The sequence below is a fragment of the Brevibacterium aurantiacum genome (assembly GCF_007558825.1).
Taxonomy (GTDB): domain Bacteria; phylum Actinomycetota; class Actinomycetes; order Actinomycetales; family Brevibacteriaceae; genus Brevibacterium; species Brevibacterium aurantiacum_A.
Genome location: NZ_VLTK01000010.1, coordinates 171,446 through 193,662 on the forward strand (window position 1 = coordinate 171,446; position 22,217 = coordinate 193,662).

General features: G+C 58.4%; 21 protein-coding genes and 1 pseudogene. 10 read left to right on the forward strand and 12 right to left on the reverse strand.

The window, feature by feature from the left end; genetic code table 11:
• Window positions 1–10: 10 nt before the first annotated feature.
• On the reverse strand, window positions 11–1,174 hold the full coding sequence (wecB, locus tag FO013_RS16725) for a non-hydrolyzing UDP-N-acetylglucosamine 2-epimerase (RefSeq protein ID WP_143923685.1): 1,164 nt from the start codon (window positions 1,172–1,174) through the stop codon (window positions 11–13).
• Window positions 1,175–1,413: 239 nt separating this feature from the next.
• Here wecB and wecC point away from each other — a divergent pair, with 239 nt between their 5' ends.
• A complete protein-coding gene (gene wecC, locus FO013_RS16730; protein WP_143923686.1) occupies window positions 1,414–2,673 on the forward strand; it encodes a UDP-N-acetyl-D-mannosamine dehydrogenase in 1,260 nt (419 codons plus the stop codon).
• A gap of 51 nt (window positions 2,674–2,724) precedes the next feature.
• On the forward strand, window positions 2,725–3,918 hold the full coding sequence (locus tag FO013_RS16735; RefSeq protein ID WP_143923687.1) for a PucR family transcriptional regulator: 1,194 nt from the start codon (window positions 2,725–2,727) through the stop codon (window positions 3,916–3,918).
• 4 nt (window positions 3,919–3,922) lie between these two features.
• Here the strand turns inward: FO013_RS16735 and FO013_RS16740 are convergent, their stop codons facing one another.
• The 8 genes from FO013_RS16740 to FO013_RS23175 form a co-directional block, all read right to left on the reverse strand.
• Window positions 3,923–5,254, reverse strand: coding sequence for a TRAP transporter large permease (locus tag FO013_RS16740; RefSeq protein WP_143923736.1), 1,332 nt, complete (start codon window positions 5,252–5,254; stop codon window positions 3,923–3,925).
• 6 nt (window positions 5,255–5,260) lie between these two features.
• The gene (locus FO013_RS16745) at window positions 5,261–5,830 is read right to left on the reverse strand and encodes a TRAP transporter small permease (protein WP_143923688.1); all 570 of its coding nucleotides are present in this window, start codon (window positions 5,828–5,830) and stop codon (window positions 5,261–5,263) included.
• 15 nt (window positions 5,831–5,845) lie between these two features.
• Complete coding sequence (gene dctP, locus FO013_RS16750; protein ID WP_143923689.1) at window positions 5,846–6,880, reverse strand: TRAP transporter substrate-binding protein DctP; 1,035 nt, start codon at window positions 6,878–6,880, stop codon at window positions 5,846–5,848.
• Between the two features lie 40 nt (window positions 6,881–6,920).
• Entirely contained in the window at window positions 6,921–8,051 is a 1,131-nt protein-coding gene (solA, locus tag FO013_RS16755; RefSeq protein WP_186293171.1) for an N-methyl-L-tryptophan oxidase, read from the reverse strand.
• Between the two features lie 436 nt (window positions 8,052–8,487).
• Window positions 8,488–9,303, reverse strand: a complete 816-nt coding sequence (locus FO013_RS16760; protein ID WP_143923691.1) for an ABC transporter ATP-binding protein — start codon at window positions 9,301–9,303, stop codon at window positions 8,488–8,490.
• Complete coding sequence (locus FO013_RS16765; protein ID WP_143923692.1) at window positions 9,296–10,153, reverse strand: ABC transporter permease; 858 nt, start codon at window positions 10,151–10,153, stop codon at window positions 9,296–9,298. Before FO013_RS16765 ends, FO013_RS16760 begins: the two co-directional genes overlap by 8 nt.
• 69 nt (window positions 10,154–10,222) lie before the next feature.
• A complete protein-coding gene (locus FO013_RS16770) occupies window positions 10,223–11,455 on the reverse strand; it encodes an FAD-dependent oxidoreductase (protein ID WP_143923693.1) in 1,233 nt (410 codons plus the stop codon).
• 73 nt (window positions 11,456–11,528) lie between these two features.
• Window positions 11,529–12,320: a pyridoxamine 5'-phosphate oxidase family protein gene (locus FO013_RS23175; RefSeq protein WP_313900591.1), complete on the reverse strand. Its 792-nt coding sequence runs from the start codon at window positions 12,318–12,320 to the stop codon at window positions 11,529–11,531.
• Between the two features lie 227 nt (window positions 12,321–12,547).
• On the opposite strand from FO013_RS23175, the gene FO013_RS16780 reads away from it, so the two are divergent.
• Window positions 12,548–12,874: a rhodanese-like domain-containing protein gene (locus FO013_RS16780; RefSeq protein ID WP_143923694.1), complete on the forward strand. Its 327-nt coding sequence runs from the start codon at window positions 12,548–12,550 to the stop codon at window positions 12,872–12,874.
• Between the two features lie 49 nt (window positions 12,875–12,923).
• On the opposite strand, the gene FO013_RS16785 is transcribed toward FO013_RS16780, so the two are convergent.
• The 3 genes and pseudogenes from FO013_RS16785 to FO013_RS23325 all read right to left on the reverse strand — a co-directional run.
• Window positions 12,924–13,739 carry a D-2-hydroxyacid dehydrogenase gene (locus FO013_RS16785; protein WP_143923695.1) on the reverse strand — a complete coding sequence of 272 codons (816 nt, stop codon included), beginning with the start codon at window positions 13,737–13,739 and terminating at the stop codon, window positions 12,924–12,926.
• Between the two features lie 149 nt (window positions 13,740–13,888).
• Entirely contained in the window at window positions 13,889–14,737 is an 849-nt protein-coding gene (locus FO013_RS16790; RefSeq protein WP_260848220.1) for an Lrp/AsnC family transcriptional regulator, read from the reverse strand.
• 66 nt (window positions 14,738–14,803) lie between these two features.
• Window positions 14,804–15,043 (reverse strand): annotated as a pseudogene (locus FO013_RS23325) (AsnC family protein); the annotation flags it as partial.
• 90 nt (window positions 15,044–15,133) lie between these two features.
• On the opposite strand from FO013_RS23325, the gene FO013_RS16795 reads away from it, so the two are divergent.
• The 7 genes from FO013_RS16795 to FO013_RS16825 are packed head-to-tail and all read left to right on the forward strand — an operon-like array spanning window position 15,134 to window position 22,065.
• Window positions 15,134–16,015, forward strand: a complete 882-nt coding sequence (locus FO013_RS16795) for a substrate-binding periplasmic protein (protein ID WP_143923697.1) — start codon at window positions 15,134–15,136, stop codon at window positions 16,013–16,015.
• Window positions 16,016–16,064: 49 nt separating this feature from the next.
• Window positions 16,065–16,826, forward strand: coding sequence for an amino acid ABC transporter ATP-binding protein (locus FO013_RS16800; RefSeq protein ID WP_143923698.1), 762 nt, complete (start codon window positions 16,065–16,067; stop codon window positions 16,824–16,826).
• The gene (locus FO013_RS16805) at window positions 16,823–17,479 is read left to right on the forward strand and encodes an amino acid ABC transporter permease (RefSeq protein ID WP_143923699.1); all 657 of its coding nucleotides are present in this window, start codon (window positions 16,823–16,825) and stop codon (window positions 17,477–17,479) included. Before FO013_RS16800 ends, FO013_RS16805 begins: the two co-directional genes overlap by 4 nt.
• A complete protein-coding gene (locus tag FO013_RS16810) occupies window positions 17,479–18,117 on the forward strand; it encodes an amino acid ABC transporter permease (RefSeq protein WP_143923700.1) in 639 nt (212 codons plus the stop codon). The genes FO013_RS16805 and FO013_RS16810 overlap by 1 nt, the downstream gene beginning before the upstream one ends.
• Entirely contained in the window at window positions 18,114–20,168 is a 2,055-nt protein-coding gene (locus FO013_RS16815; RefSeq protein ID WP_260848221.1) for an oxidoreductase, read from the forward strand. The genes FO013_RS16810 and FO013_RS16815 overlap by 4 nt, the downstream gene beginning before the upstream one ends.
• A gap of 20 nt (window positions 20,169–20,188) precedes the next feature.
• Window positions 20,189–21,382, forward strand: a complete 1,194-nt coding sequence (locus FO013_RS16820) for an FAD-dependent oxidoreductase (protein WP_143923702.1) — start codon at window positions 20,189–20,191, stop codon at window positions 21,380–21,382.
• Window positions 21,383–21,390: 8 nt separating this feature from the next.
• Window positions 21,391–22,065 carry an HAD-IA family hydrolase gene (locus FO013_RS16825; RefSeq protein ID WP_143923703.1) on the forward strand — a complete coding sequence of 225 codons (675 nt, stop codon included), beginning with the start codon at window positions 21,391–21,393 and terminating at the stop codon, window positions 22,063–22,065.
• The last annotated feature ends 152 nt before the right edge of the window (window positions 22,066–22,217 follow it).

A 22,217-nucleotide genomic window follows, 5' to 3' on the forward strand; every position in this document is an offset into this window, starting at 1 on the left:
GTCTGGCCAGTCAGTCGGCGAATACGGCGACTGGTGAGAACTCATCGATTCTCTCACCGACTCCGAGCAGTGCTTCGATCGCGGCTACGGAACGTGCTGCCCCACGCCCGTCACCGTAAGGGTTCACCGCTCTGGCCATGGAATCGTAGGCCACGGAATCATCGAAGAGTCGGGCCACCTCGGCAATGATGAGATTCTTGTCGGTTCCGACCAGCTTCACGGAACCGGCATCGACGGCTTCGGGGCGTTCGGTGTTCTCGCGCATGACGAGGACCGGCTTACCGAGACTTGGAGCCTCCTCCTGAATGCCACCGGAGTCTGTGAGGACCACGTCGGATGCGGCCATGACCGTCGTGAACTCACCGTAGGACAGTGGCTCCGTGACGAGGACATTGTCGAACTTCTCGACCCGCGGAAGCACAGCTTCGCGCACAAGAGGGTTGCGGTGGGCGGGCAGAAGGATGAGAAGATCGGGCTGCGCCTGTGCAAGTTCGGCCAGGGCATCGCCGATGTTCTCCATTGCCGAACCGAGGTTCTCCCGGCGGTGGGTGGTGACCAGCAGCTTTGGCCGGTCGGCGGCCACATAGTCTGCGACGATCGGGTCTATCGGTGCCACGTTCATGTCCACGGCGAGGTGGAGTGCGTCGATGACAGTATTGCCGGTGACGACGACGTCGGCGGGGCTGATGCCCTCGGTGAGGAGGTTGTCGCGCGAACGCGGGGTCGGTGCGAGGTGGAGCGCTGAGAGTTGGCTTGTCAGCTTACGATTCGCCTCTTCGGGGAACGGGCTGTGCAGATTGCCCGATCGCAGTCCGGCTTCGAGATGGATGACGGGGATGCCGCGGTTGAACGCCGCGATCGAGGCTCCCATCACGGTCGTCGTGTCGCCCTGGACGAGGACGGCATCCGGTGTGTTCTCTGCCAGCGCGGTGTCGAGTTCTGCAATGACGCGTGAGGCGATGCCGTTGAGGGTCTGGCCCTGCGACATGATGTTGAGATCCGTGTCGGGCACGATGCCGAAGAGGTCGTTGACCTGGTCGAGCATCTCCCGGTGCTGGGCGGTGACAAGGGTGAGGGAGTGCAGGGAGCTGCTGGCTTCGATGGCGCGGATGAGGGGCGCCACCTTGATGGCTTCCGGCCTGGTGCCGAAGACAGTGAGGACTGTGGGGGTCAAAAGCACTCCTGGTCAAGAGAACTGGGGGCGCCGTAGGGTTCACGGACGAATAGTTTCCATTATCCCATCACGTTTGTCGCGCAATCTCGCAGCGATTATCGACCCTTTGCCGCTCGTTCACTCACTATTGTCCGGATCGCCACTCGAAGTGCCTTTCTGTCGACCATTCTGATGTAGTTGCCCATTCTGCGTTTCGGGTAGCATCAGAATCTGTTCAGCAACAGTTTGGAGCACCATCCATGAACGCCATCGCCCTCAACAACCGCCCTTCGGTCGCAGTGATCGGTCTCGGTTACATCGGTCTGCCGACTGCCGCGGTCCTCGCCAGCTCTGGTGCGGATGTTGTGGGGGTGGATATCAACCAGGATGCCGTCGACGTCATCAACGCCGGCCAGGTGCCATTCGTCGAGCCCGATATGGCGACGACTGTTGCCGGTGTCGTCTCCCAGGGCTACCTCCAGGCGACGACGGTGACTCCGCACGCGGATAACTACATCGTTGCCGTCCCAACGCCGTTCACCGATGGCAAGAAGCCTGATCTGTCCTACATCGAAACCGCGGGCAAGCAGATCGCCCCGCTGCTCGAAGGCAATGAGCTCATCATCCTCGAATCGACTTCGCCTCCCGGTGCCACCGAGTTCCTCGCCGATACGATCTTCGCCGCTCGTCCGGACCTCACGCTCAAGCCTGGCAGCGCCCAGTCGATCTACTTCGCCCACTGCCCCGAACGCGTCCTGCCGGGGCGCATCATGATCGAGCTGCGCACCAACGACCGCATCGTCGGCACTCTCAACGGTGAGGCCGGCGAACGAGCGCGTGCACTTTATGAGCTCTTCTGTGAGGGCGAGTTCCTCATGACAGATGCTCGGACGGCAGAGATGGCGAAGTTGACAGAGAATGCCTACCGCGACGTCAACATCGCCTTCGCCAACGAGCTGTCGATGATTTCGGACGGTCTCGACATCAACGTGTGGGAGCTCATCCGTCTGGCCAACCACCACCCTCGGGTGAACATTCTGCAGCCCGGTCCCGGAGTTGGTGGCCACTGCATCGCCGTCGACCCCTGGTTCATCGTGGCCACAGATCCTGAAGGCTCCTCCCTGATCAGGACCGCCCGCGAGGTCAACGACGCGAAGCCGGACTTCGTCCTCGACAAGCTGTTGCCCCAGGCTAAGCGCATTGCCGATGTGCAGATCGCAGCACTGGGGTTGGCATTCAAGCCAAATATCGACGATCTACGGGAGAGCCCTGCCAGGCAGATCGTGGGTCGTCTCGCAGACGAGCTCCCACAGGCGAACATCATGGCCGTCGAACCCAACATCGAGGAACTGCCTTCCGAGTTGGACGCGCGTGAGAACGTGACGCTGACGGAGATGAACGAAGCAGTTCGCGCCGCCGATATCGTGCTGCTGCTCGTCGACCACAACGAATTCGTTCGCCTGGACCGAACGCTGCTTGCCCAGAAGATCGTGCATGACACTCGGGGCGTGTGGAGCTGAGGGGGCACCCACACGTATAGCTCGGGGAGGCCGACACTGTAGATTCGGCTTATGTTCATTGCAGACCCGGTTCTTGAGGTCGTTGAAGACCTTGCTGAACGCATTCAACGCAGCGTCGCCGTCGACGATGCTGAACTCAACTACCTTTCGCACAGCACCCACCGTTTCGGTGACGAGGACCAGCTGCGACTGCGTTCCATCTCCGAGCGCCAGTTAATCGCACCAATCCGCGAGTACGTGATGTCGATGAACTTGGAGAAGGTGCGCGAACCGATCTGCATCCCGGCAACGCATGATCACGGATTCGACCGCGACAGACTCCTCGTGCCGATCCGCTCATCGCACAGACTGGTCGGGGTGATTTGGATCATCCACAAAGCGACGCTTTCCGAAGAGGATCACAACGCTTGCATTCAGGCGGCTGAGCATCTTTCGAAGCTCATGTCGACCTCCGACGACAAAATAAAAGAAGCTGACTTCGAACGTGTGCTGCACGATCTTGTCTCTGGGAGCGAAACGTCGCGGCATATGGCCACGGAGGCACTCCACTCACAGGATCTCTTCAATTCTGGACGTCCAGTCCTGGCGATCGCCACAGCGCGCGGCGACTCCGCCGAGCTGTCTGCCGAGGAACGACAGGGGTTGCGCCATGCTTGGGCTGACGCCGAACAGCGGTATCGCTCGCAGGTCTTCTCTGCGACTGGTCGCACGCATGGTTTCGGTCTACTTGAACTTTTGCCGGAGACATCACACGACGATGTAGTCCGCGCCTGCGAATCCATCAGGACACAGGCTTCGGCTCACCTGCCCGATCACTGTGGTGCCCTGCATTGGGGTGTCGGGGCTCAGCGGGAATTCGAAGGAGTCCGCTTCGCCTATCGTGAATCGCTCTCGGCCATTCGCATCGGAATCCGCCAGGGCAGGCCCCTCATTCTTTGGGAAGACCAGCCGCTGGATGCCTTTCTCGATTCTGCTGTGCCGGAAACGATACCGGCAGGGCAACTCCCCCCGCTACTTCGCGAGACGATCCGAACAATCAGTCCAGAAATACTCGACACTGTCTCCGCTTACCTCGACCTTGCGGGCGGTGCCGCGCGAGTGTCAGAAAAACAGCACCTCCACCGTGCAACGGTCTACTACCGGATTAAACAGTTCGAGAAGCAGTCCGGTCTCGACCTAAGGTCAGGTAGAGACCGGCTACTCATTCATCTGTGGTTCCAGCTGCGCGACCGCTTCGAAGACTGACGTGTCATTGCGGGGTGTATCCGAGGACCAGCTCCGGCAGCCAGAGTGACAATTCCGGAACGAACGTCGTCAGCCCAAGAGTGGGAATCCAGCCGACGGCGATCATCAGCAGAGTTGGCTTCATCATTTCATTGATCGGTGCCCGTCCCAGCTGCGAACCGAAGTACAGCAAGGGTGCCGTGGGCGGGGTGATATTGGCCATGCCGAGGTTCACACCGACGATCGCTGCGAAGTGAATCGGGTCGACGCCGATCCCCACCGCGACGGGCAATAGGATCGGGGTGACGAGGAGGACCCCACTGACATCGTCGATGAGCATTCCGAGGATGACGATAAAGAGGTTGATCATGAGCAGGATGATGACAGGCTGTTCCGAAATGGAGAGCAGTACCGAGCTGATGGCATCTGGCAGCCTTTCCATGGTGAAGATCCGCGACAGCACCATCATCGAATAGGCCATGATCATCACAACACCGGTGGTCGCAGCGCCCTCGACCAACACATCTTTTAGGTCTCTGACCTTGAGCTCACGATAGACCCACAAACCCAACGGGATCGTGTAGATCGCGGCCACAACAGCTGCCTCAACGGTAGTGAGAATGCCGCTGTAGATGCCGCCGAGGATGATTACCGGCAGAAGGAGCGCGGGAATTCCAGTCACCGTGCGCTTCCCGAAAGTCCGCGCAAGTTGCTTTGCCGGCACCGGCTCAAGAACGGCGCGCCCTTTCGTGCCTGCTTTCACCTGTTGACGTAAATCGGCACGCATGTATACCAAGGTGAATACGCTAAGCAGCACCGTAAGAATGATGCCCGGAAGCAGCGTCGACAGGAAAGTGGCAAGAACGGAGACGTTGGCCAACCACGCGTAGAGGATCATGATCCCGCTGGGAGGAATGAGCAGACCAAGGATGGAGGCATTAGCCAGCAACGCCGCAGCGAAGCCGCGCGGATACCCGGCTCGATGTAGCTTACCGAACATGATCGAACCGATCGTCGACAGCGCCGCGAGGGCGCTACCGGAGATCGAACCGAAGATTGCGCAGGCCAAAACCGAGGCAACGCCTAGACCACCTGTGATGCGACCGAGTAACACTTCGGCCCATTTGACGATGACATCGCCGACTCCGCCCTTTTCGATGAGCTTGCCGGCGATGATGAACATCGGGATAGCCAACAGCAACGTCGAATTAAGCTGGCTGAATCCATAGGGAAGGAGGAAGTTCGGGTCATACCCGAGGGAGAGGACGAGGAACACCGCCACGCCGAGGAACGTCCAAACGACCGGGACGCCAAGGGCAAGAAGAACGATGAGAAGAATGAGACCGAGGAGCAGCATAGACAATCAGCTTTCCTTCTCTTCGAAGGCATTGATGCCCTCCGCGGAAACCTCAACATCGACTGCTTCAGACTGCTCGGCGGATCCCGCGCGGAGGTCAGTGATCTCTGAATAGAGATTCACTGCGGTGTAGAACGTCATCAGTACGAATCCAACGAGTACCGCCACCTGCACCGTGATAAGTGGAATCTCGTACACCGAGGTGCTTTTGGGACGGGCGAGACCATGTTCGACATAGAGAAAGGCCCACCAGCTGAGGATCAATCCGATGGCGAGGCTGATCACCGCAACTACTGTGCGTATGACCCCTTTTACCCGCCTATTCGGAATGTAAGACTGAAGGACATCGGCGGAAACGTGGGTCCGTTGAGCACTGGCGTACGAAGCACCGATGAAGTACATCCAGAGGGTCGGGATTAGGATGAGTTCGCTCAGGCCCAGCATCGTCGTCTCGAATACATAGCGAAGGATGACCTGTGCGAAGAGGCCGATGATCACGCAGGCGCAACAGACGAACATGATCCATCGCTGTGCAGAGATTAGACCTTTTGCTCCAGAGGCGAGAAAAGTCGTCATTGATTTAGCCCTTCCTCACGCGCTCGGGGGCGTGTAGTCGAAGCCCATCTCGGTCGAGAGTTCTTCGATCATCTTCACTTGGCCGGGGTCGCCGAGGATCGACCATGCGGACTTCCGAGCGTCCTCGGCGAAGCTCTTCAGGTCGGCATCGTCGAATTCAACCACCTCGATACCCTCGTCAGCCATCTTTTTCCGGTAGGTTTCCTCAGCATCCTTCGAGATCTCGAAGCTGTTTTTGGTCATTGTCTTCCCAGCCTCCCTGAGTACCACCTGATCTGCTGGAGACAACGATTCGAATGTGGGGCGATTGATCAGTAGATGGGTCGCTTCAAACATGTTGTTGTACTGGTAGTAATGGGTGATGACGTCCTTGAACTGCAAATAGTTGACCAACGGATGTCCACCTGTCCAACCGTCTACAGCTCCCGTCTGTAGCCCCTGATAGACATCGGCATATGCCATCGATACCGTGCCAAATCCCATCGATTTCGCATGCCCTGCGGAAATCGGTATCTCGGGCACCCTCAACATGACGTCCTTGTCGGCTCCCATCTCTGCCGGCGAAGACACGGGGCGGTTAGTCGCGATGCCTCCGAAACCTTCTGCGAACAGCCCAAGGAGTTCGATATCCTGAGCACGATGGATCTCCCTCAGCTGCTGTCCGAGCAGCGAGTCGAGTGTAAAGTAGCGATACACGTCCGAGTAGTTCGTGAACAGGTAAGGCAGAAACTGGATCTCAAGTCGATTGTCGAGGCTGGTCGGGGTCGAGATCAGCCCCATGTGCATGGTTCCCTGCCCGAGCTCGTCATACATCAGCGTGTAGTCACCGAGCTGGTTGTTCGGGTAGATCTCCATTCGAACTCGGCCTGACGTCCCTTCCTCGACCGTCGTCGCCACCTTCTGCAATTCGGTGGTGTTCGGATGCTCGTCATTGTTTTGACCAGCTACGCGGAGAATGAGCGCACCATCATCGTCCGAGCTAGCGCATCCTCCAGCGGCCAGACCGAGTGCAATTGCACCGGCCGATGCGAGCAGTTGTCGACGTTTCATCAGTGGTTTCTGATCCTTTGAGCGTAGGAGAACAGCAAAATCATGCCGAGAATCGGGCAGGAGAGAGATGCCCGATCGAGTGTGAAGTCGAGCCTGACATGGCCAGGTCCTTTGCGATTTCGCCCATCACGGGGGCCATCTTGAATCCATGGCCGGAATAGCCGCCGAGAACGAATACTTGACTGCTTCCGGGGACGGGTCCGACGAGCGCATGTTCATCGCTGGTGTAGGCATCCATGTGGACGGATACCCGGGACGGGGTGGTCCGCAGTCCGGGGTGGCACCTTGCAACCTCTCTGTTGATTGCGTCGAGTTCGGCCAGGTCGACATCCCGGTGCAGCTGCTCGGGGAGGACGACGTCGCCGAAGGTGTTCACACTGCCGATCTTCGTCATCGTTCCTTCCAATGAAGGAATACCGAATGTCTGAATTTCTCCGCCGACCCTCCCGAAAGCCGGAAAGGCGTCCGGTGTGTACTCGTGGAGCCGATCTGACAGATACCAAGTCATCACGATCTTCTTCGACACCAAATGAGCGGAAAACTGGGGAAAGACGCGGGCAGTCCAGGGCCCCGCCGTGACGATCACTTTGTCGAATTCGTGGACTTTACCACCCGCAGTGATCTGGACGCCCGCAGGTTTTTCGTCGATCGCTTCGACCTGCGTATGGTCATGGATCGTCGCGCCCAAAGCCGCCGCGCGCTCGGCCGCGGTGAGGACAGCCAGTTCTGGTCGGATCACGCCTCCTTCGCGATCGAGGACCGAAATCTCTCCGTCCTCGAGCCGATGCTGAGGATAACGAGCCATCGTTTCGGCGCGGTCGAGAACTACATGATCAATCTCGAAGTCTTCTACCGAGCGAATGACATTGGCAATGCGAGGGTCTTCACGGGGACCGATCATCAGGGCACCGTTGAGTGTGAGAAGGTTCTGCCCAGTCTCAGCTTCGAGCTCTTGCCACAATCGGCGAGAGGTCTTGAGCAGAGGAACATAATCGGCTCCCTCCATATAGGCGGTGCGAAACATACGTGATTCGCCGCCCGCGGCCGACCGTTCGTGGGCAAGTCCATACTGTTCGAAACCAACTACGTCGATGCCCGCCTTCGCCAACTGCCAGAGCGCCATGCTCCCCATTGAACCGATTCCGACGACCGCGACTCTTGGGCTACGCATTCTTCTGTTCCTCCTGTGGGACACAAGTTCGTGTGCCTCGTCTTCGATGGCACCTTCACTCATCGAAGCAGAAAGATTCCTTGACGTCATCAGTCAGTCGTCAAAACCTGGTCGCGCCCAATTCGACAATTGTCGTATTTACAGGCCAGGTGCTCCGCCATCTAGACCGTCTAAGCAGAATGTGATGAATTGTCGGCCGACACTGAGCCTCTCGAAAACGTTACCGTCAGATATATAGGAATGGTCGTCCGCACTTCGAATATCGGTGATCTGTCCATCGACTCTCCCAATTTCGACCAGTTTGTTCATTCACAGCTCGTGCAGAATGGCAACGGTGACATTCGGGAAGGAGATGACGACTGGTCTCAAATCGAGCTGTGAATGCTGGTAGGTGCCCGGCCAAACGACCGGGCACCTACCAGCATTCACAGCAGAGTCAGTCCTTCTGCGACTTTGTGAAGGCCTGATATTCCTTGATGACGTCGGCCGCCGGACCGTCGGAACGCAGGACACCCTGCTCGATCCACAGCGCACGGTTGCACGTGTCCTTGATCGTGCGCATCGAGTGCGAGACAAGGAAGACCGTACCGGCGTTTTCTCTGATCGCACGGATTCGACCTTCGGAACGGTCCCGGAATTTCTTGTCACCGACGTTGAGTGCCTCATCGACGATGAGGATCTCGTGCTGGACCGAAGTCGCGATGGCGAACTTCAGTCTCTGGGACATGCCCGAGGAATAGGTGCGCATCGGCAGATCGATGAAATCGCTCAGTCCGGTGAACTCGACGATATCGTCGAACTTCTCCTCCACCTCGGGGCGGGTCAGCCCCAGTGCCAGGGAACCGAGAACAATATTGCGCGCACCGGAGAGATCAGGAATCAACGCTGCGCCGACGCCGAGGAGGTTCGGCCTCGAGGTCGCGTAGATCGCGCCTTCCGAGGTGGGCGTCAGTCCCGTGATGGAACGCATCAGCGTGGACTTGCCGGAACCGTTGGAACCAATGACACCGATGGATTCATTCTTGTGGGCGACGAAGCTGACGCCCTTGAGGGCATGGACCTCGCGAAGTCCGCGCCGCTTAGTCATCACGTCTTTGCTGCCGAGCTTGAGCTTCTTGCCCGTCGCCAAGGTCTTGTAGCGGACGTGAACGTCGTCGCAGACCACAACGGGCGGATGGTTCTTCGTCACGTCGGGAAGACTGCCGGTGTCGTAGACAACGTCATTGGATTCGAGATCGTCATTGTCACTCATCGCGACCGAACCTCTCCTCGGCCTGCCAGAAGAAGACGAAGCCGATGATGAAGATGCCGAAGGCCCAGATGGCCAGGTGCCAGAAGTAGTCGTAGGGGATGACGCCATCCTTCATGAGGATTCCGCGAGCAATAGCCAACACGTTGTTCAACGGCTGCCAATCGGCGTAGGGCTGCAGAGCGGGGTTGATCTTCTCAACCATGACCTTGAGGTCGAAGAAGACACCGGAGGTGTAGAAGATCATCCGCGAAATGAAGGGAGTGACCTGGGAGAGGTCACGGAAATGGACAGTGGCCCTCGCGAAGATGAAGGCCACGCCCTGGTTGAAGATCCAGAACAGTATGACGAGTGGGATGAAGAGGAACCAGTCCCAGCTGGGCCTCGCCCCCCACAGCATGACAAGGAGTGCCATGAAGATGAAGGTGGGGATGAAGTTCAGCAGGTTCTGAAACACCGTGGCGATGGGCAGAACGATGCGCGGGAACGGCAGAGACTGCACAAGGGATGCGTTCGAGATGATCGACTTCGCACCACCGTTCATCGAGGTGTTAAAGAACTCGAGGACGAAGACGCCGATGATGACGAAGGGTGCGAAGTCGTCCGGGCGCGCGGTGGCGCCCTTCATGATGAAGCCGAAGACTGTGCCGTAGATGAGCGCGGAGAACGCTGGCCGCAGTAGCACCCAGAGCATTCCGAGGCGGTTGCGTTCGTTCTCGCTCTGCATCCGGTACTTGGCGAGAGTGTAAGTGAAGTCGCTGCGAGTGATCAGCTGCTTGATGTACTGAGGCAGTGACGGCCGACCGCCAACTCTTTCGAGCCCATGCTCCTCAGCTAGCTTAGCCATATCCATGTACAGAAGTTTCTCTCGTCGGCGACTGGGGCGAACACAGGAAGTCTACGTGATGAGGGTGGCCGATTCTCACAGTCGGCTATGAGCCTTGAAGTCGAAATCGGGGTCGTCGATCTGGGCCCGAGTCGGAATGTTATTACCTGCCAGTACTCGACGCGCGGCTGCCTGCATGGGCGGCCAGTTGAGCGTCTCGACGCCGACGAGCCGTGCATCTGGGCTAGATCCATCGAAGTGGAAGACCTGGAACTTCTTGCCGCTCGGATCGTGTCTGATGATCGCTTCGGTGGCATCGGCGCTGGTCAGACCAGCAGTGAAGACCTTTTCTGGGCCTTGGAAGCTCCAGTGCCACGGGATATCAGACCAGGGTTCGGCGTTGCCGGCCTCGCCGGTACTCAGCAGTTCGGCGAGGTATTTGCCGTGGCTTTCGGCCACCGGTTCGCAGGCCCAGGGATGGTCAAGGGCGAAGATGCCGTCGGTGATCTGCGCGCAATCACCTGCCGCCCAGACGCCTGGGTGAGATGTTGCCAATTTCTCATTCACCTCCCACGCCTCGGCGGGTCGGAGGCCATCGATGGGAATGAGTGCCGGACGGGCTCCAACACTGGTGACGAACAGGTTGTGAATGTCTGCCGGAATCTCGTCCGGGCTGCTGGTGTGGGCAACGAACTTCACACCGGCTTCTTTGTGCTTCTCAAACAGTGCCTTGCGCACCGGGGCAGATAGTTGTTTTCGCAGGGGTTCGTCCCCGCGCAGGTAGACGGTGGCTTCATGTCCGGCGGCAACCGCCGAGGTCGCCACTTCCATTCCCAGGTACCCGGAGCCCAAGACGCCGACGTTGAGCGGGGCACCGGATTCGGCAACGAACTCACGGATCCATTTGGCCTCGGCCAGGTTGTACACGGGCAGGGCATCCGGGTAGCCGGGGATGTCCGGCCGGTGCGCCTCCATGCCCGTGGCGAGAATGCAGTGGGCGAAGTCCAGAGTCTCCCCCGACGCCAAGTGGACGGTACCGGTTACTGGGGTACCGTCGGTGGGACCGGCCTGCTGGGACTGGGCCGCCGCCTCGGCGAGGGTGATCTCTGTGGCCCTGTCACGTACGAAGCTGACGAGCTCACCGGACTCGAGATGGAAGGGCAGGTGGTACCGGGAGCCGTCGAAGAGGTGCTTCGACAGGGGCGGCCGTTCGCTGGTCTCCCCCGCAGCGGGGTCGACGAGTGTGACCGCTTGACCGCGTTCGCTGAGCTCCCGGGCGGCGGTGGTTCCGGCCAGCCCTGCACCGATGATGACGATCCTCTTTGCCATGTCTCCATGCTAGACCGCAAGCAGCGAAGTGTGGTGTGAGATGAGACGCTGCAGTGTTCAGTCCGGCCTAGGCTCAGAGTTCTGTGGTGCTGCTGCCTCCCCCGGTGCGCTGTCCCGTGACCTTGGCCTTGACGATCTGGGCCAAGCCAGCGACCTTGCCGCCCTTGAGACCCCAGTGCTGTGCGGATTCTCCGGTGACCTTGATGAGCCCGAGGTCCGGGTCATTGAGTCCGCCTTCGAACCAGGTGGCAGCTTCCTTGTTCCAGAGCTTTGCGAGCTTGGCCTGATCATCGACGAAGTCGACCCGACCGGCCACCGAGAGCCAGTTGCCCGCTTCGGAGACGGCGATATTGACCTGCTGATTCTGCAGCAGTGCCGTAGCCTGGTCCCCCTGCAAGCCGATGAAGAACCACACGTCACCGTCGTCGGTGACCTCCTGGGGCACCATCGGGTGGGCGAGCAGCTTGCCGTCGTCGAGGGCGGTCGTGAGCATCACATAGCCGCTGTCGCGGAGGATCTTCACGACGTCCTTCTGCTCAAGGGACCCAGTGTCAGCCCCACCTGCTCTATTCGCCGTGTTGCCCGTTGCTGCTGGGCTCGCGTCGGAGTCTTTCTCAGCAGCCTTCACAGCGCTTTCATCGACGGCCGTATGTGAGCCGTCGGGATTGCGGTGGAGGGTCACACCGATGTCAGCGGCTGTGTCTTGGGCACGGTCTTCGACGTTCTCTTCGGTGTAGCCGACCTGCGTGTGCGATTCGACTTCGGAGGTGCCGCCCAGCGGCTCAGTCGCCTCATCGAGCTTCGCCGCGGCATCGCGTGCCTTCTTCTCGCCGGTGGATTCGTTGCTTATGTCTCTGTTGCTCATCAACATTCCCTTCACAGACGATTCTTGCCCCAAGTCTCACACGGGCCCGCGAACAACAGAAGAGGGCGCAGAGAAATTTCCAGGTTTGTCAGGCAACCATCAGACACTGAGTCACCTCAGGTCAGATACGTGGCCGCGCGGTGTCAATCGGACTGGGTGCTGTGCTCTACGAGGCTGTCGACGGTCGCGGGATGCACGGCGAATGTGCTCATGCCTAGACTGTGAGCATGGATGAAGAATCAGTCTCCGTGACAGAGATCCCCGATGGCGCTGCCATCATCGACGTTCGTGAGGACGACGAGTGGGAGGCCGGGCACATCGAGGGCGCACTGCACGTGCCGCTGGGCGAACTGCCCACCCGACTCGACGACCTCCCCCTCGATGACGACATGTACGTCATCTGCCGCACCGGTGGACGCTCCCACCGCGCAGTCGCCTGGCTGACGAACAACGGCTTCGACGCCTATAACGTCGCCGGCGGCATGGGGTCCTGGAACCTCGACCACGGCAAGCCGATCGTGTCGGAAAACGGCGAGGAGCCGTGGGTGAAGTAGAGGTCCCTCAGAAGTTGGTGACGACGGCGACGAATGTACTGTCGAGATTTCAGTACATCTGGGTTCGGTCACTGAGCGGCGCTCCTCTTAGATAGCGACCCAGGTTGCCAATGAATACTCGGGAGAAGTTGTCATGCCGCTCAACTGTCTCCCCTGCCATGTGCGGACTGATGACGACATTGCGACATTGCAGGAGCGGATGACCAGTTGGAAGCGGCTCGGGTTCCGTCACATCCAGGACCGCTAGAGACGAGGGCCTATCCGACAGGGCATCTGCCAATACCTTCTGATCCACGGTGCCACCGCGACCGACATTGATGAAAACCACAGCCTGCCTGAGGTTCTTCAAAAGTTGATCATTGACGAGGTTCTCTGTCGATTCCGCAGCTGGCAGGCTGCAAATAACCACGTCGAAGTCACCGATTCGTTCGGGAAGCTGTTCTGCACTCACGTACTCGTCGAAGACAGGATCGAGTCGACGAGGGTCCCGCCGGAAACCGGCGATCGTTCCAAAACCCATCGCCTTGAGTGCTTTGGCGCATTCCGTGCCTATTCCACCGGCCCCAAGGATCAGTGTCGACATTGATTGGTTCGACAAAGGCTCTCTTGGCGACCAGTCACCCTGTTGCGTGTGCAGCACTGACTGGTGAAGGCCCTTTGACCAGAGCAGAACCGCACCCGTGACGAACTCGGCGATCGGCCGATCCAACACACCTTGAGAATTCGTGAGGACTACACCGCGCTCACCCAAGAGTTTGAGATTCAAATGATCAAGGCCCGCCATATTGACGTGGACCCATCTCAATCCGGGCGCCAACTCAAGAAGTCGTTCCACATCAGTCCAAAAGCCACCGCGAATGAGCATAACTTCGGTCTGAGGATCCAGCGTGTGTATCGTGCTGGGAAGTACCCGCTGCAACCTCACCCTTGGCTCAAGCGTTGCCAGAAGAGGCGATTGCGCCCCATTGGGCCGATCGAGTATCGCTACCCTAAGATCACTGATTTTGCTCACCCTCAATCGACTCCGCTGTCTTCTCCGGCCAGCGGCGTCTGGTTCATATTTTGCTGGGCAGGCATCGGCATAGAAGATTCAAACAGCCACCCTGGGCCGGAAACGCCAATATAGGAGCTGTTCTCGACCATATTCCACACACGCTTGTGCGTCGATGTCTGCATCATGATCTCGGAGGCCTTAATTCCGGCAATCGATCCGAGAACGTCAGTCATGAAGGCATGCATGTCCGTGTGGAACTTGAGCACAAACTGCCCAACCAGGTTGTAGCGTCCAGTAGTAGCAAACAGTGTTTTCGTTTCTTTCATAGCGGCAAGTTCGGTCCCGATCGCCGTCAAATGAGACGGCTCAACGTTGAGCCACGCCCAGAACGACGACTCGAAACCCAGCAGCTCGGGCTCGACAAGTACGCGAAAGGACACGATCTCCCGGCTGATCAGAGATTCAAGGATCCGGCGGGCAGTGCTCTCCGATTTCTCGATAGGAGCCGCTAAATCGCTCAGAGACGTTCTTCCGTCTTCGAGGAGCAGTCCAAGCACAGTCGACTCTTCGCGGGAGAGCTTGGCCTCCAACCTCTCTTGGCGAACGTCGATCTCTCGATTCACCGTGGCAGGCAGCCAGTCCTGGCCAGAAGTGTAGGTATGAGTCGCCACGAACAGCTCCGCCGAAACATCGAACGCCAATGTGATCTCGTGGATGACCCATTGAATGTCGACAAGCGAGGGCATGACGATCTCCGCGACGCACCCCGCAGAGCCGGCCACCGCGCCGACATACCGGACGTCGGTTCGCACTTGCAGCGACTGAAGGAAGTCGGGCCGCGATGAGTCTCGACCACGGAACTGGACCATGACTGGAACCGCGAGCCCAAGACGGGTCACGTCCACACGCCCGGTCACACGCAGACGGCCATCTCGATTGAGAGCTTCGAATCGTCGCCGCACAGTACTCGTCGAACTGTTCGTTTCTGCAGCGATGCTCGACCACGCCGCTCGCCCATTATCGTGCAGCGCACGCACAATCCCCTGATCCAGATCGTTCAGGGGCCGCGGAGTTCTATTCAAATTAGACGTACTCATTTGGCAATATCCTTCACAACGACCTCTTCTTTTGAACAAATATAGCGCACATCCTATTGACATGGCATAGTCATTCATAGTTGTATTCAGTTACATCGACTCGTGCAGAGCACCCCTGATGACTGATCGACCAATCAATGACGATCCCGACCACAATCGAGGTAGACCATGGATGCACCCAGTTTCACCCGAAAGTCAGCGTCGAAGACTGTTAAGTTCGGCGCGATCGCCGCGTCACTGGCACTCCTCACCTCAGGCTGTTCCGGAGGCGGCGCAGAGAGCACCGTCCCCGACGATTGTCAGCCGAGCGCCGAGGTCGAAACGCTACACAAGGGAAAGCTCACAGTCTTAGTCGCCGAGCATCCACCCTTCGTCACCACTGAGAACGGAGAACTGACCGGAATCGAAGGTGAGCTGATCAAGAAGATCGCCGCCGACCTCTGCCTCGAAGTTGACTCCTCGACGACCTCGTTCTCGGCGATCATCGAGGGATTGCAGTCTGGTCGCGCAGATCTGTCGGCCGGCAACTGGACGGTGAACGACGAGCGCAGAGAGATCTTCGAAGTCAGCAACGGCCTCTACGAGGGCGGCATGGGAGTCGTCAGTCGTGGAGACGATCTCGAAACAGTTGACGACCTAAAAGATAAGTCGCTCGGCACTCCACAAGGGTACCTGTGGATCGATCAGCTGCACGACCTTTACGGCAAGAGCGCGGTGAGGGAGTATCAGTCCGATTCTGCGGTACTTGACGATGTCAAAGCCAAACGAATCGACGTGGGAGTGGTGAGCATCCTCGCCAACACCTGGAGGCTGACCCAGGACCAGTACTCCGACCTCAAAATCGACAAGATGCAGAAATCACCTGACATGCCCTACACCCAGGAACCGCCGCTTTCTGTCGCTCTCATCAAAAAGGGCAACACCGCACTCAAAGGCGCCACTGATCAGACGATTGCAGACTACAAGGACTCCGGCGAGCTGGATAAGAGCTTTGAAAAGTACGGACTTGATCCGAGCCTCGTCACTCCAAACGACAAAGACTCCAAATGACTGACTTGCGAGAACTGACCGACCTGCGAGCCGAGAGGAATTCTTAAGAATGCAAGATCCACGAGTGCTCCTCGACGCCGAATCCATCAAGAAGTCATTCAAAGACAACGAGGTCCTCAAAGGAGTCACGCTGAAGGTGCATGCCGGAGAGGTAATCGCTCTCATTGGCCCCAGCGGCGCAGGCAAAAGCACCTTCCTTAGATGCCTCAACTACCTTGAACGTCCCACAGGCGGGGCTTTGAGCCTGGATGGCCAAGCCGCATTCGTGGACCCTCTCAAACCGTCGAAGACAGAACTGCTCAAGCTTCGCCGCCGAGTTGGCATGGTGTTCCAGACTTTCAATCTGTTCCCCCACCTCAGCGTGGTCAAGAACATAGTCTTGGCTCAGAAGCTCAACGGTCTGCGCAACGCCAAAGAGGCCGAAGATTATGCCCTCAAGCTCCTGGGACAAGTGGGGCTTGCTGACAAGGCACATGCTAAACCTTCGGAATGCTCCGGCGGACAACAGCAGCGAATCGCGATTGCTCGAGCGCTCTCCCTCGACCCCGAACTCATGTTGTTCGATGAGCCGACATCCGCGCTCGACCCGGAGGTCGGCAACGACGTACTCAAGGTCATGCGCGACTTGGCAGACCGCGGGATGACCATGATCGTTGTGACTCATGAGATGAAGTTCGCGGAGCGCGTAGCCGATCGAGTCCTGCTCCTGGATCAGGGAGGAATCCTCGAAGAGGGACCCCCGGCGCAGGTTTTCTACAATCCAACGCATGAGCGTACCCGCACGTTTCTTCAAGCGGTGTTGGACAGATGAGCGACTTCTCATTCGCGTCAATACTGCAGACTCTGTCGGCGGGCCTAGGAATCACAATTCTCATGACAGTCGTCTCCTTCACTGTCGGCACCATGTTGGCAGTTCCCTTGGCGCTCATGCGGACATCGAAGCTGAGAATCCTCCGCGCTCCGGCAGTAGCGGTCATCGACATCTCACGAGGAATACCGCCTCTTGTCTGGCTGCTCATCATCTATTTCGGAATCAGCCCCATCGTTCCACTCGAACCACTCCCTGCTGGCCTCATCGGCTTGAGCATCATCTCGGCTGGCTATCTGGCGGAAAACTTTCGCGCCGGGATCGACAATGTCCATCTCGGACAGAAGGAAGCCGCAGCGGCACTCGGCCTGACTCCGAGTAACCAGTTCTGGAGGATCATCGCCCCGCAGGCACTCAACATCTCGATTCCACCATCGGCGTCGTATGCCGTGGCTCTGCTCAAAGATACGGCCATTGCGTCGATCATCGGCGTCGCGGACATCATCTTTCTGGCACAGAACGAAGTCTCCCGCGGTGGCTCTGCGGTCCTCGTGTTCTCCGTCGCCGCATTGCTCTATCTGCTGGTGGGAATCCCACTGTCCTACTTCTCTCGCTTCGTCGACGGGGTAGTGCGCTCAAAGGTGGTGACCGCCTGATGTTCGAACACTGGATCGAATGGTTGCCACAGCTCCTCAACGGCCTCGGCACATCTCTACTCCTCACCGCCTGCGTCGCCCTCATCGGCTTCCCACTTGGGCTGGTCCTCGGGCTCCTGGCCACCGCCCCCAGCCGTTTGGTACGCGCGTTGGTCATTGCCTTCATCGAGGTCTTCCGCGGTATCCCCCTGCTGGCAGTCATCTACTTGCTGTACTTCGGACTCCCTGCAACGGGAGTCACGATGGCGGCTTTCACCACTATCGTCGTCGGTCATTCGCTCAACCTCGGCGCCTATTCCAGTGAAGTCTTCCGCGCCGGGATACTCCACGTTGGAGCCGGTCAGCGCGAGGCAGCAGCGAGCTTGGGAATCACAGGTCGCCACGCCTTCTTCCACGTAGTGCTGCCACAGGCAATCCGAGCAATACCCGGCCCCCTCATGTCGATGCTCATCATGGTTTTCCAATCAACATCGCTCGCCTTCGCCATCGGAGTCTCTGAAATGACAAGCACAGCGTTCTCAATCGGATCAATGACCTTCGAATACTTGAATGTGCTCGTCCTGGCAGGCCTCATATACGCCGTGCTCTGCATCGTCTCAGCACGCATCGTCGCCCGAGTAGAGGAGAAACTGAATTGACCGCGGAAGCCTCTGAAACCGGCAGGGACAGTGTCCTGTTTACACCATTCTCAGTTGGGAAGGTGCAGCTGAAGAATCGTATCGTGAGCACCGCCCATTCCAATCGATACACCAATGGCGGACTACCTACGCCACGCTATCGCCGTTATCAGGAGGAGAAGGCAAAAGGGGGCGTCGGACTCATCACCATCGGCGGATCCGCTGTGGTCAGCCGCGACAGTGCCCCTGCCTTCGGGAATATCACCATGTACAGCGACGACGTCGTCGCTCCTCTCAAAGAGGTCGCCTCTGCTTGTCAGAGACACGGGAGCAAGGTCTTCATCCAGCTCACACACCTGGGTCGCAGAACCGGTGACCACGATTCCAATTGGTTGCCTTCTGTGTCCTCGGTGTCGATGAGGGAGCCAGCCCATCGCTCCTATCCGAAGCAGGCTGAAGAATGGGACCTCGACCGCATCGTAGACGACTTCGCCGCTGCTGCCGAGAGAGCTCGTGCAGCCGGTATCAACGGCATCGAGCTCGAGCATTACGGCCATCTCCTTGACGCCTTCGCCTCACCGTGGCATCTGTCGAAACTCGACCCAGATTCCCAGAAGATCGCCCGCGAATTCCCTGGGCGCGTCATTAGAGCGGTGAAAGCCGTGACCGGCACCGACATGGCCCTCGGCGTGAGGATGTCTATCGACGAACGTCGTTCAGATGGTCTCAATCCCGAGTCGTCAGTCGCACTTCTCAATCAGTACATGGCCGATGGGATCGATTTCGTCAACGTTGTGGTCGGCACTATCGAGTCGCAAGGGAAGATGACGGATGTGATTCCGGGCGCTGGAAAACAGTCTGCACCATTCCTCGACCTCGTCGCTGGTGTGAAGAAGGCCGTGAGCATTCCGGTCATCCATGCGGCGAAGATCGCTGACATCACGACTGCCGAATATGCCGTGAAGGAAGGCATACTCGATCTCGTAGGCATGACCCGGGCCAACATTGCGGACCCACATCTGGTCGAGAAGGTCCGCCAAGGCAAGTCCGACCAGATCCGACCTTGCATCGGAGCCCGCCTCTGCTTGGAGGCGGGCAGCACTGGGGGTGTCGTCTGCTTCCACAACCCGGCAGTCGGGCGTGAAGACACTTTGAAACACGAGATAGATCGCGATGTCACACGCCCACAGAACATCGTCATTGTCGGAGCAGGCCCAGCCGGCTTGGAAGCGGCTCAGGTGGCTTCGAAACGCGGACACCACGTCACTGTCTTCGAAGCCGCAGCCGAACCCGGCGGACAATTGGCGATGGTGGCGCGGCTTCCGCGCAAACGCGAGTACGCCGGAGCCATCGATTGGCGCGTTGCCCAAGCACGAGACCACGGAGCTCACTTCAAGTTCAATGTCTTTGCGGAAGAGAGTGACGTCCTCGGTCTCGCTCCAGACGCCGTGATCATCGCAACCGGAGGAATACCCCGATCCGCTGCAGACGTCGGCATCGAGGGTGGCAGCCTCATCCACGACACGTGGGAAGCCTTTGAGATCTCCGGGAAGCGTCTCGGCCACGTGATCCTCTTCGACGATGAGGGACGCAACTCATCACTGGACGCGTTAGAGCACCTTGCCCGCATTTCAGATCGGGTGACCTATGTGACCCCAGAGCGCACCGTCGGCATCGACGTCGGTTCGCTGAACTTCGCGGACTATCAGGCAGTCTTCGATGCCGAGCACATCGATGTGAAGCTCGCCAGATACGTCGTCTCTGCGGAGCAGAAATCGGATCGCAGGTTCCACGTTGAACTGACCGGTGAGTCCACGGGAGTCCTCGAGGCGCTTGATTGCGACGCGGTCTACTACGCGGGCGGAACCTGGCCGAACGATGAGCTCTACACCGCGCTTTTGGGTCACTCGAGCAATGCCGGCCGGGTCGATGTTGATGCGTTGATCTCTGCACAACCTCAGCCTGTGTCGGAGCATCCCGGGTTCGTGCTCTATCGAGTTGGGGATGCGGTCTCGAGCAGGAATACACATGCCGCGATTCTCGATGCCCACCGGATCGCTCTGACAATCTGAAATGGACTGGAGGTCACAATATGAAGATCGCAGTAGTCGGACTCGGTGCTGTCGGCTCCCAGGTCTATTGGAATCTCAGCAGGATCGCTGGAATAGAAGTGCACGGCTTTGAATCCGCGTATGTGGGTCACCCCTTTGCAGGAGCCGGCGGGGAAAGCCGGCTCTACCGCAACCTCGAAGCAGATGATCTGGGCTATCTGCCCATCATTCACCGCTCACAAGAACTCTGGAAAGAACTGGAGACGAAATCCGGTAGGCAGCTGCGCAAGCTGAAAGGCGTGCTCTACGTCGGTAAGGCAGACAGTACACAGGTGAGCAATTCCCTGCTCTCCGCCACTGAGTTGGACACACCTCACGAGGTTCTCAGTACCCGAGACATCGCCGATCGGTTCCCGCAGTTCAAGCCCCGGACAGATGAGGTAGGACTTTGGGATATAGAGGCTGGAGTCATCAGCCCTGAACTGACAATCACCGCAGCAGTGGGCCTCGGAGTCGCCAACGGAGGTCAGTTGCACGAATACGCACGTGTCGACCATCTCGAGTCTCGTGGCAACGGCGTACGCCTCCATACCGCAGGAAGCATCTCGGATTTCGATCGCATCGTCGTCGCCTGCGGCGGGTGGACGACGCAGCTCGTGCCCGATCTGCGCGACTTCGTCGTGACCAAGCGATTGACGTCCGCCTGGTATCCCGGCACTCGAGACAATGCTCTTCAAGGCCTGCCCCCCTTCATGCGCGCAGCGCCGCGATACTGCTACGGAATTCCAACCGCGGACGGCAAGACGGTCAAACTCGGGCTGGGATTCAACGACCATCACTCAACAGGGAACCCCAACAGTGTCGAGCGGTCTCTGAGCGGCGAGGCAGCACGAACCGAGATAGAACGCTTCCACCCGATCGTCACTGACTTCTTACCAGTTCTGCAACCGAATCCAGTGCGGCTGAATACCTATATAGAAAGCTATACGCGCACGATGCACGAATATTTGCGGCTGCATCCGGACGATCCCAACATTGCGATCCTCACCGGGTTCTCAGGGCACGGATTCAAAATCAGTCCTGCTATCGGGGAAGCCGGTGCACAACTCATCACCAAAGGACGCTCCCACCTCAATCTCGACTTCCTCTCTCGAGCAGCCCCTCTCTTCGACATCGAAGACATTGAGACCGGCACAACCACACACAATCCACTGACATCGACCGAACGAGCATAGGAAGCCCAATGAATAAATCACAGACACCCATCGCCACATTCGACTGTTACCGCACCCTCATCGACTTCGACCTCAATCGCGCGGCCCTGCCAATCGTCAAGGACAGCCTCGACATCGTGGGAGCGGATCACGAAGTGTTCTTGGACAACCTCAGAGTGGCAAGGTTTTACGCTGTGGCCCAAGGCCCTTACACCCGCTACCAGGATCTCGTGCGCAACACTTTGAAGACGACGATGTTGCAGCATGGAGCGCCCTATTCGGATGAACAGGGTGACCAGCTGGTCGAAGACGCAAAGAACTTTCCCGTGTTTCCTGAGGTACCGGCAGCCCTGAGGAAGCTCAAAGAAAAGGGAGTAGAGCTGGCCATCATTTCCAATTCCGACCGCGATTACATACCGCACCACGTCGAGACTATCGGTGTCGATTTCGACTACGTCATCACTGCCGAGGATGCAGGTTGGTATAAGCCAAGAGAGGGCGCTTTCGAACATCTATTTCGTACCATCGACCGCGATCCCCAGGTCATCACTCACGTTGCACAAGGCTGGGAGTATGACATTATGCCGACCAAACAGTACGGAATTCGACGAATCTGGGTGAATCGATATGGTATATCCGGCAGTGACTACTTTGAGCCCTACTTCGAGATTCCGGACCTTAAACCGCTTCCAGAACACTTCTAGCACGCCTCGGCGATGAAAATTTCGGTGCACCTAGCGGTGAAGAACCTGTCTGTGTTAGCGAAATGCCTGCATGAGGCGCTGGGGCTAGTTACCCACACGTCTCGACGCCCTCCCCCCTCGATGCCGCCGGTACGTCATCTGCCGCACCGGCG